The sequence below is a fragment of the Mycobacterium sp. NS-7484 genome (assembly GCF_001953975.1).
Taxonomy (GTDB): Bacteria; Actinomycetota; Actinomycetes; order Mycobacteriales; family Mycobacteriaceae; genus Mycobacterium.
On the sequence record NZ_MBEJ01000009.1, the window covers coordinates 44130 to 53850 of the forward strand.

The following is a 9721-nucleotide window of genomic DNA, read 5'->3' on the forward strand; positions in this document are numbered from 1 at the left end:
ACCGGAACGAAAGGCTACCAGCCGTCGGGCCCCAACCGGAAACCGGCCGCTTACTGGCCGGAAGCGCGCGGCAGATCGTAATCGCGGGCCGTCGACGAGTACGACGTGTAGGCCAGGTGCTCGAAGATCGGATCCTCGTCGTCGATGTCGAGCACCACCGCGCCGGGCCGCCGCAGCCGGGCCGGCACCACGTCGAGCTTGTGGTCCTCGGTGCTCTCCACTCCCAGCCGGGACCGGGCCATCCGTTGGGCACGACGACGCCGCAGCTGCTCCTCGATGCGGGTCTGCCGCCGCAGGTAGGCCAGATACAGCACGGTCAGCGCGCCTGCCGTGCCACACAGCCACCAGGCCGACGGGGTCAGCAGGAGGGCCGCGGCCCCCGAGAACAGCATCGTGACGGCCAGCACCGCCAGCACGCGCTTACGGAACCGGAACTTGCGGGCGCTGATCTCCGCGGCCTTGTCGGATTCGAACCGCCGCTGGCGGGTCGCGCTCAGTGACGAGACGGGTGCGCCGGCCCGGTCGTCGTCAGCCGGATCTTCTTCGGCCTCGGGTTCCAAACCGGACGAGTCGGCGACGTATTCGTACTCGTCGTCGGAAAGGTCGTCGAGGTCCTCGGCGTCCTGCCCGTCACCGGGCTCTTCGAGATCCGTTGGGATCTGCTCGGTTTCGGCCTCCGACTCGACCGCCTCAAAGCTCTCGACGGGCTCGGGCTCCGCTTCAGGCTCGGGAGCAGGCTCGGGGGCGCTGTCGAATTCCAAGTCGAGTTCGGGTTGCGCCTCGGCCGCCATCGCGCCGACGGGCAGCGCCCCGGAATCCTCGTCGACGATGTCGACGTCGAGGTAGTCGGGTTCGGGAGTCTCGACACCGACCGCGGCCACCACCACCGTGCGCTGCACGGTGGCATGGATCCGAACCTCGGCCGGGGCCTCGTCCGTCTCGAGATCTTCGTCGAGTTCGTCGTCGAGATGGTCGGCGCTGGGCTGCCAGTCCGGGTCGCTGTGGTGCCCGGCAGCCGGGCCACGACGTAGCCGTTGCGCGTTGCGGCCGCTGTTGAGCACTCGTGTCGCCAGGGCAACGTCGCTGGTACGACGCACCGAGTCGCGCTTGCTGATCAACATCGGAACGAGCACGAAGAGCCAGAGAACGACGAGGGAAATCCACAGCAGTGACTGGGGGATGCTTGGCATGAAGCCTGCTCCTTTCCCCTTCAGGCTAGGTCTGTGACCAGCGCATCCATGGACGGCGCGCCGAGACAATTACACACCTGTAATTCCCTGGATACAAGCACCAACAGTCACATGTGTCACATCGGTAACAGGTTCTAGGCCACGATTGCTCACGAGAATGACGCCAGGGCACTCAAACCGGCGTCGTCGCGACCCTGTGTGCTGTCTCGCGGCAAACAGTGAGATCAGCACCAACTCGCGCGCCCGGCCGAGACCAGCCCCTGCGCCGCCGAATGCGTCAGCTCCTCCAAGGTGATCGCCACCAGAAGGTGGTCGCGCCAGGCGCCGTCGACCTCGAGGTAACGCCGCAGCAGGCCTTCCTCACGAAAACCCACCCGCGCCAGCACCGCCCGGCTCGCGGCGTTCTCCGGCCGCACCGTGGCCTCCACCCGATGCAGCTGCACCCCGGTGAAGCAGTGGTCCAACCCCAGCGCCAGCGCGCCGGTGGCCACCCCTCCCCCCGTCTTGTCGCTGGCCACCCAGTAGCCGATCCAGGCCGAGCGCAACGCCCCGTGGGTGACGTTTCCGATCGTGAGCTGACCGGCGAACTGCCCGTCGAGCTCGATCACGTACGGCAGCATCCGCCCGCGTCGAGCCTCGCTGCGCAGCCCCGAGCAGATCGCGGGCCAGGACGAGACAGCATGGCGGACATGCCAATCCACCCCGCTCACCGGTTCCCACGGTTCCAGATGTGCCTGGTCGGCAAGCCGGGTCCGGCTCCACACCGCAGCATCGCGCAGCCGCACCGGACGCAGCCGCACCACCCCGGCCGGCACCCGCAGCGGCCCGATCGGACCGGGCCAACCAGGGTGAAATCCGTCGGACCGGAACAGGCTCATCCACACCGTCGATTCGTCACACCGTCATTCATCGAATGAAGTCTTATCAGCCGCGCTGGGCCAGGAATGCCACATCCACGGTTTCGCCGGTGCGAACCTCCTCGACCTCGCTGGGAATCACCACCAGACAGTTGGCCTCGGCCAGCGTCGCCAGCAGGTGGGTGGACGCACCGGGCGCCCCGCCGAGTGCCTGCACCAGGTACTCGCCGGTGTCCTGATCGCGCATCAACTGTCCGCGCAGATACCCGGTGCGCCCGGCCACCGAGCTGATCGGCGACAGCGTGCGGGCCTGGACCACGCGACGCATCGGCTGGCGCTTGCCCAGCGAAAGCCGGATCAGCGGCCGCACCATCACCTCGAACACCACCAGCGCGCTCACCGGGTTGGCGGGCAGCAGGAAGACGGGGACGCGGTCGCGGCCGAGCTGGCCGAAGCCCTGCACCGAGCCGGGATGCATCGCGATGCGCGACACCTCCATCTCGCCGAGTTCGGACAGCACACTGCGCACCGATTCGGCGGCCGCCCCGCCCACGGCACCGGCGATCACCACGATCTCGTTCCGATTGACTTGGCCCTCAACGGTTTCCCGGAGCTCCCGCGGATCGGTGCTGATGATGCCGACCCGGTTGACCTCCGCGCCGGCGTCACGACCGGCGGCAGCCAGTGCGTAGGAGTTCACGTCGTAGACCTGCCCGGTGCCGGGAGTACGGGACACGTCGACGAGTTCGCCCCCCACGCACATCACCGACAACCGCGGCCGCGGGTGCACCAGCCCCCGGTCGCGCCCGACGGCGGCGAGCAACCCGACTTGGGCCGGGCCGATGATGGTGCCGGCCCGCACCGCGACGTCGCCGGGTTGCACGTCGTCACCGGTACGCCGGACGTAGGCGCCCGAACGCACGCTGCGCAGGATGCGGACCCGGCTCTCCCCGCCGTCGGTCCACCGCAGCGGCAGCACCGCGTCGGCCAGCGTCGGCATCGGCGCGCCGGTCTGCACCCGGGCCGCCTGGCGCGGTTGCAACCGGCTGGGGGTACGCGCCCCCGCCTCGATCGAGCCCATCACCGGCAGGCTGATCTCGCCGGCACCGTCGCCGACCGACAGCACGTCGACGCTGCGCACGGCATACCCGTCGATCGCCGCCTGGTCGAATCCCGGCATGGGCCGCTCGGTGACGACCTCCTCGGCGCACATCAGGCCCTGTGACTCGGCGATGGCCACCCGCACCGGCCGGGGCGCCACCGCGGCGGCCGCTACCCGAGCCTGCTGTTCCTCGACCGAACGCACAACACGCCTTTCTATCCCGTCTGCGAGCCCTCGGGCGCGGCTACCGGACCAGCGTGTCGCTAGCCCTCCTGACCGGCCAAGCCCAATCGTCCGACCAACCACTGCCGCAACTCGGGGCCGTAGTCGTCACGTTCCAACGCAAAGTCAACCGCAGCCTTCAGGTAGCCGCCGGGATTTCCCAGGTCGTGTCGGGCTCCGCGATGCACCACCACGTGCACGGGATGCCCCTCGTCGATCAACAGCGCGATGGCGTCGGTCAACTGGATCTCGCCGCCCACCCCGCGCGAAACCCGGCGCAGCGCATCGAAGATCGCCCGGTCCAGGATGTAGCGCCCGGCCGCGGCGTACGGCGACGGCGCATCTTCGGCCTTGGGCTTCTCGACCATGCCCTTGACCCGCAACACGTTCGGGTTGGCCGCGTCGGGCACCGTCTCGACGTCAAAGACCCCGTAGGCACTGATCTTGTCGCCGGGCACCTCGATCGCGCACAACACGGTGCCGCCACGCTTGGCCCGCACCTTCGACATGGTCTCCAACACGCCCGTCGGCAACACCAGATCGTCGGGCAGCAGCACCGCGATCGCGTCTTCGTCGGGCGACAGCGCATTCTCGACGCAGCTGATCGCATGCCCCAGGCCCAGCGGCTCGGCCTGCACCACCGACTCGACCTTGATCAACTCGGGAGCTCGGCGCACCTTTTCCAGCATGGTCTTCTTGCCGCGGGCCTCCAGCGTGCCCTCCAGCACCAGGTCCTCGACGAAGTGCGCGACCACACCGTCTTTGCCCTCGGAGGTGATGATGATCAGCCGCTCGGCGCCGGCCTCGGCCGCCTCGGCCGCGACCAGCTCGATGCCGGGTGTGTCGACCACCGGGAGCAATTCCTTGGGGACCGTCTTGGTCGCGGGCAGAAAGCGCGTGCCCAGACCGGCCGCGGGGACCACGGCCGTGTAGGGAATCGGCACTTCAGGCGCCTTATGAGAGGTGCTCATCGTTCACACACTAACGTCAGTTCTGAAATGGTGGAGGGCGTGACCCCGCCGACCAAGACCGAGTTGCGAGCCGACGTTCTGCGTGCCCGACGGGCCGTGCCCGCCGAGATCCGCGACCGCGAGGCGCAGGCACTTTGCCGTTGGTTGCCCGCCCTGGCCACCGCCGGCCAGACGGTGTGCGCCTATGTTCCGGTGGGCTCCGAGCCGGGGTCGGCGGCCCTGTTGGACACCCTGGCGGAACTCGGTGTGCGCGTGCTCCTTCCGGTGGCGCGCAACGACGACGACGGCCGCGCCCGGCCGATGCAGTGGGGTCCGTATCAGCCCGGGGCGTTGGTCGCGGCCGAGTTCGGTCTGCGCGAGCCGCCGCCACCGTGGTTGCCCGCGGGCCGGATCGCCGACGCCGCGACGATCCTGGTGCCGGCCCTGGCCGTGGATCGGCACGGCACGCGGTTGGGCCGGGGCGCCGGGTTCTATGACCGCAGCCTGATCTACGCCGCACCGCAGGCCCGGTTGGTCGCCGTGGTGCGTGACGACGAGCTGGTCGACCAGTTGCCAGCCGATCCGCACGACGTGCGGATGACGCATGCGCTGACGCCGGCGGGCGGGCTGACGACGTTGGGCGGCTGAGCATAGCTTCGCTCATGTCGGGGTATGCGGTTGTCCTCATATGAGAAGAGAGGCGACGGACATGGGCGAAACGCCGGCGTTGAAGAAGGCACTCAGTCAGCGACAGCTCCGGATGATCGCGATCGGCGGGGTGATCGGCGCCGGCCTGTTCGTCGGGTCCGGCGTGGTGATCGGCGACACCGGCCCGGGCACGTTCATCACGTATGCGTTGGCCGGCCTGCTGATCATCATGGTGATGCGGATGCTGGCCGAGATGGCCGTGGCCAATCCGTCGACCGGGTCGTTCGCCGACTACGCCCGCAACGCGCTGGGCAATTGGGCCGGGTTCTCGGTGGGCTGGCTGTATTGGTACTTCTGGGTGATCGTCGTCGGCTTCGAGGCGATCGCCGGGGCGAAGATCATCCAGTACTGGATCGACGTGCCGCTGTGGCTCACCGCGCTGGTGCTGTTGATCGCGATGACGGCCACCAACCTGTTCTCGGTGTCCTCGTTCGGCGAGTTCGAATACTGGTTCGCCGGGGTGAAAGTCGCGGCGATCCTGGTGTTCCTGGCCCTTGGCGGATTGTTCGTCTTCGGGCTGTGGCCGGACAAAGACATGGACTTCTCCAACCTCACCGCGCACGGCGGGTTCTTCCCGCTGGGCGCCACGGCCATCACGGTCGGCGTGGTGACGGTGATCTTCTCGATGGTCGGCGCCGAGATCGCCACCATCGCCGCGGCCGAATCGGCCGATCCGGAACGCGCGGTGGCCAAGGCCGCGAACTCGGTGATCATCCGCGTTCTGATCTTCTTCGTCGGGTCGGCGTTCCTGTTGGTGACGATTCTGCCGTGGAACAGCGAGCAGACCGCGGCCTCGCCGTTCGTCGCGGCGTTCACCGAGTTGGGCATTCCCTATGCCGACCACATCATGAACGCCGTGGTGCTCACGGCCGTGCTGAGTTGCCTGAATTCCGGGATGTACACGGCCTCGCGAATGTTGTTCGTACTGGCCGCCCGTCGCGAGGCGCCGCCGCAGCTGGTGGCGGTAACCCGGCGCGGTGTTCCGGCCACGGCGATCCTCACCTCGTCGGTGGTCGGGTTCGTCTGCGTGATCGCCGCCGCGTTCTCCCCGAACACCATCTTCGCGTTCCTGTTGAATTCCAGCGGTGCGGTGATCCTGTTCGTCTATCTGCTGATCGCGATCTCACAGATCCTGCTGCGCTACCGGACATCCCCGGACACCCTCAAGGTCAAGATGTGGCTGTTCCCGGTGCTGTCGATCCTGACCGCCGTGGCCATCGTCGCCATCCTGGTGCAGATGTTCGTCCAGGGCGGCGACAACCGAAAAGCCTTGACGCTGAGCCTGTTGTCCTGGGCCGTGGTGATCGTGCTGTTCCTGGCCAATCGGTGGTTCGTCAAGCGCAGGCCGGAGACCGACGTGCCGCGCGCCGAAGGGTCGCCGCCGCCACATCGAGTTCTGGTGCTGGCCAACAAGACCGTGGAATCCAGTGAACTTCTCGAGGAGCTGCGCAGCATCGGCGCCGACCGCGACACCGTCTATCACGTGGTGGTGCCGGCCAGTCCGATCGAGACGGGGGTGGCCGCCACCCACGGACCCCTCGACATCTCCGAGGCCACCCGACGCGCCGCCCAGCAGCGCCTCGACCAGACCCTGGGCACGCTGCGCAGCGACGGCCTGCAAGCCGACGGCGAGCTGGGTGACTATCGTCCGCTGCGAGCCCTGTCCCACGGCGTCCAGACATTCCGCCCCGATCAGATCGTGATTTCGACACTGCCACCGGAAGATTCGGTGTGGCAGCGCTTCGACGTCGTCGACCGGGCCCGTGCCGAGCATCAGATCCCGGTCACGCATGTCGTATCGCGGCTCGACACCCAGGAGCATGCGTCGTGACCATCTTGGCGGCGTTCAGCGCCAGCCGGCACAGCAGCGCACCACTGAATCTGGCCGTCCAGATCGCCCGCACCACCGGGGAACCGGTGATCGCGGCGGCCGTGGTGGAGCGGGCCTGGCGGGACGACCCGGTCGAGACGGAGTATCTGGGTTATGTCCGCACGCAGGCCGCCCAGGCCCTGCAGCGGGCCGTGACCGAGTTGCCCACCGACGTCACCCTCAGCCAGGTGGTACACGAGTCCGCGTCCATACCAACAGGGTTGATGGAACTGGCGGATGCCAATCGGGTGTCGGTGGTGTCGGTGGGATCCTCCTCGTCGGGGATGCTCGGGCGGATCACGCTGGGCAGCGTGACCGAACGCCTCGTGCACACCGCACGGGTGCCGGTGGCTTTCGCGCCGCGCGGGTACGCCGAGGCCGGCGGGCGGATCCGCCGGCTCACCGCCGCCTACGGCGGGGAGGCCGACGTCAACGGCCTCATCCCGGCCACCGCCACCTGGGCCGAGGACTGGTCGGCCGGCCTGCGCATCGTGTCGTTCACCGTCCGCAACACCGCGGCGTTCTACGGATCGATCGAATCCTCGGCCGAGGAGTTGGTGGTGGCGCAGTGGTCCCGGCGCACCCGGGCCGAGATCACCAGACAGCTCAACGCGATTCGCGACCGCATGCCGATCGACGATGCCGAGGTGGTGGTGGGCGCGGGTCATGACTGGGCCGCCGCGGTGCAGAGCGTGCCATGGCAACCCGGGGACCTGCTGGTGCTGGGCTCCGGCGCGGCGGCTCCGAGCCGACAGGTGTTCCTCGGCTCGGCCGCGGGCAAGATCCTGCGCCATTCCCCGGTGCCGGTGATGATCGCGCCGCGTTATCCGGGATAGCGGGACCGCTCGACGGGAATGCCCGGGAATGACCTAGCCCACCTAGCGGTTCTAGCACTTGAGCCGGTAGAGTGCTAACAAGTTTGACCAACTCGGAGGGTTTTCGTGCCTACCTATTCCTACGCATGCACTGAGTGCGGCAATCGGTTCGATGCGGTGCAGGCCTTCAGCGATGACGCGCTGACCACCTGCCCCAAGTGCTCGGGCAAGCTGCGCAAGCTGTTCGGCTCAGTGGGAGTGGTGTTCAAGGGCAGCGGCTTCTACCGCACCGACAACCGCGAGTCGGGCAAGAGCTCGTCCAACGGCTCGTCCAAGAGCTCCGAGAGCAGCTCGTCGAGCACGTCCTCCGACTCGTCGTCCTCGTCGTCGAGCAGCTCGTCATCGAGCACCTCGTCGTCGTCGAGCAGCTCCAGCCCGGCCCCGGCCGCCGCGTCGAGCTAGCGCCCAATTCACCGGGCTGGGTTATCCACAGGGCTGGGTTATCCACAAGACGGCGAACATCGCCGTTCCCCCGTCGGTCCGGTCGCGCTTAACGTGGCGCCATGGCCGAGTCTCTCAACCCACCGCCTTGGCGTCGGCTGACGGCTGCGCGGCCTGATTGGACCCGTACGGTGGCCGCGCGCCGCGTGGCTGCCGCCGGGCTGGTGGTGTTGGCAGCTGTCGCGGCCCTACGCTCCGATCCGCATGGCGACTACTCCGATGTTGCCGTCGCCGCTCACGACCTGACCCCCGGCGTCGCGCTGACCAGCGCCGACGTGCGGTTGGAGCGACGCAGTAGCGCGTCGGTGCCCGACGGCGCACAACGCGACGTCGAGGCGGTGCTCGGCGCGACGCTGACCGCGCCGGCCCGGCGGGGCGAAGTGCTCACCGATGTTCGGCTACTGGGGTCGCGGCTGGCCGAATCGACCGTCGGGCCCGACGCCCGCATCGTGCCGCTGACCCTGGAGGACACCGCGCTACTGGATTTGATCCGCGCCGGCGACGTGGTCGATGTGCTGACGGTCAGTACCGATCGGGACGACGAGAAGCCGGCCCGGCCCGTCGTGGTCGCCTCGGGCGCGGTCGTGGTGCTGGTGTCGGAAAAGGGCCGCGCAGCCGGGGCCGGCAGTGATCGCGTGGCCCTGGTGGCGCTGCCCGCGCGCTCGGCGAATGAGGTGGCGGCCACCAGTCTGGTGCAGGCCGTCACCTTGACAATTCACTGATTCCTCAGGCGCACAACAACCGCGGGCCTGCCTGTTACTCCGTTACTGTTTGCTTGTCGCACCCAGTACACCCCACTGCAGGAAGGGTCCGAAGTATGTTGAAAGGCTTCAAAGAGTTTCTCTCCCGTGGCAACGTCATCGATCTGGCGGTTGCTGTGGTCATCGGCGCCGCCTTCACCGGGTTGGTCACCGCGTTCACGGAAAAGGTGATCCAGCCACTCGTCGACCGCGTCGGCGCCGGCGGCGACCGGGAATACGGCATCCTCAAAATCTCCCTGGGCGGCGATCCCGAGCAGTTCGTCGACTTCAACGCCGTGCTGTCAGCGGCCATCAACTTCCTGATCGTCGCCGCCGTCATCTACTTCGTCATCGTCTTGCCGTACAAGAAACTGCGTGAGCGCGGCGAGGTGGAACAGGCCCAGGACACCGAGTTGAGCATCCTCACCGAGATCCGGGATCTGCTCGCCGAGAACGCCAATGGGTCCAGCGGTAAGCACGAGCATGTCACTGGTCCGGGCACCGGCCCGAGCCCGGACACCGCCAAGCACACCAGCGCCGACCGGACCTGAACACAAGCCGACAGATACAAAAGCGGCCCCCGGATGTTTCCGGGGGCCGCCTTTGTCAACTGCTCAGTTCATGAGCTCAGTTCATATGCTCAGTTCATGTTCCAAGGCTCGCCGTAGGTGGTGACGCTGTCACCGGTGGAGGCGATCAGCCGGGCGAACGGCCGCAGCAACACACCACCGGCCGCACCGGTCACCGTGCCGTGGGCGTTGGACAC

11 protein-coding genes are annotated in these 9721 nt (G+C 68.0%); 6 read left to right on the top strand and 5 right to left on the bottom strand.

The window, feature by feature from the left end:
• Positions 1-50: 50 nt before the first annotated feature.
• The 4 genes from glpR to A5733_RS01985 form a co-directional block, all read right to left on the bottom strand.
• Positions 51-1190 (bottom strand): gephyrin-like molybdotransferase receptor GlpR, encoded by a 1140-nt coding sequence (gene glpR / locus A5733_RS01970; protein WP_076238876.1) that lies wholly within the window; start codon positions 1188-1190, stop codon positions 51-53.
• 224 nt (positions 1191-1414) lie between these two features.
• Positions 1415-2068, bottom strand: a complete 654-nt coding sequence (locus tag A5733_RS01975) for a GNAT family N-acetyltransferase (protein WP_067771364.1) — start codon at positions 2066-2068, stop codon at positions 1415-1417.
• Positions 2069-2114: 46 nt separating this feature from the next.
• A complete protein-coding gene (glp, locus tag A5733_RS01980; protein WP_076238877.1) occupies positions 2115-3353 on the bottom strand; it encodes a gephyrin-like molybdotransferase Glp in 1239 nt (412 codons plus the stop codon).
• Between the two features lie 59 nt (positions 3354-3412).
• On the bottom strand, positions 3413-4342 hold the full coding sequence (locus A5733_RS01985; protein WP_067771367.1) for a UTP--glucose-1-phosphate uridylyltransferase: 930 nt from the start codon (positions 4340-4342) through the stop codon (positions 3413-3415).
• Positions 4343-4369: 27 nt separating this feature from the next.
• Between A5733_RS01985 and A5733_RS01990 the strand changes: the two genes are divergently transcribed.
• The 6 genes from A5733_RS01990 (at position 4370) to mscL (ending at position 9506) form a co-directional block, all read left to right on the top strand.
• Complete coding sequence (locus tag A5733_RS01990; protein WP_142253755.1) at positions 4370-4969, top strand: 5-formyltetrahydrofolate cyclo-ligase; 600 nt, start codon at positions 4370-4372, stop codon at positions 4967-4969.
• A 61-nt stretch (positions 4970-5030) separates the two neighbouring features.
• Positions 5031-6860: an amino acid permease gene (locus A5733_RS01995; protein ID WP_076238878.1), complete on the top strand. Its 1830-nt coding sequence runs from the start codon at positions 5031-5033 to the stop codon at positions 6858-6860.
• Positions 6857-7735, top strand: coding sequence for a universal stress protein (locus A5733_RS02000; RefSeq protein WP_076238879.1), 879 nt, complete (start codon positions 6857-6859; stop codon positions 7733-7735). Before A5733_RS01995 ends, A5733_RS02000 begins: the two co-directional genes overlap by 4 nt.
• A gap of 105 nt (positions 7736-7840) precedes the next feature.
• Positions 7841-8176, top strand: coding sequence for an FmdB family zinc ribbon protein (locus A5733_RS02005; RefSeq protein WP_076238880.1), 336 nt, complete (start codon positions 7841-7843; stop codon positions 8174-8176).
• 101 nt (positions 8177-8277) lie between these two features.
• The gene (locus A5733_RS02010) at positions 8278-8937 is read left to right on the top strand and encodes an SAF domain-containing protein (protein ID WP_076238881.1); all 660 of its coding nucleotides are present in this window, start codon (positions 8278-8280) and stop codon (positions 8935-8937) included.
• A 95-nt stretch (positions 8938-9032) separates the two neighbouring features.
• Positions 9033-9506 carry a large-conductance mechanosensitive channel protein MscL gene (gene mscL, locus A5733_RS02015; protein ID WP_067771372.1) on the top strand — a complete coding sequence of 158 codons (474 nt, stop codon included), beginning with the start codon at positions 9033-9035 and terminating at the stop codon, positions 9504-9506.
• Between the two features lie 89 nt (positions 9507-9595).
• Here the strand turns inward: mscL and A5733_RS02020 are convergent.
• On the bottom strand, positions 9596-9721 hold a 126-nt coding region (locus A5733_RS02020; protein ID WP_198938711.1), incomplete at its 5' end, for an MspA family porin.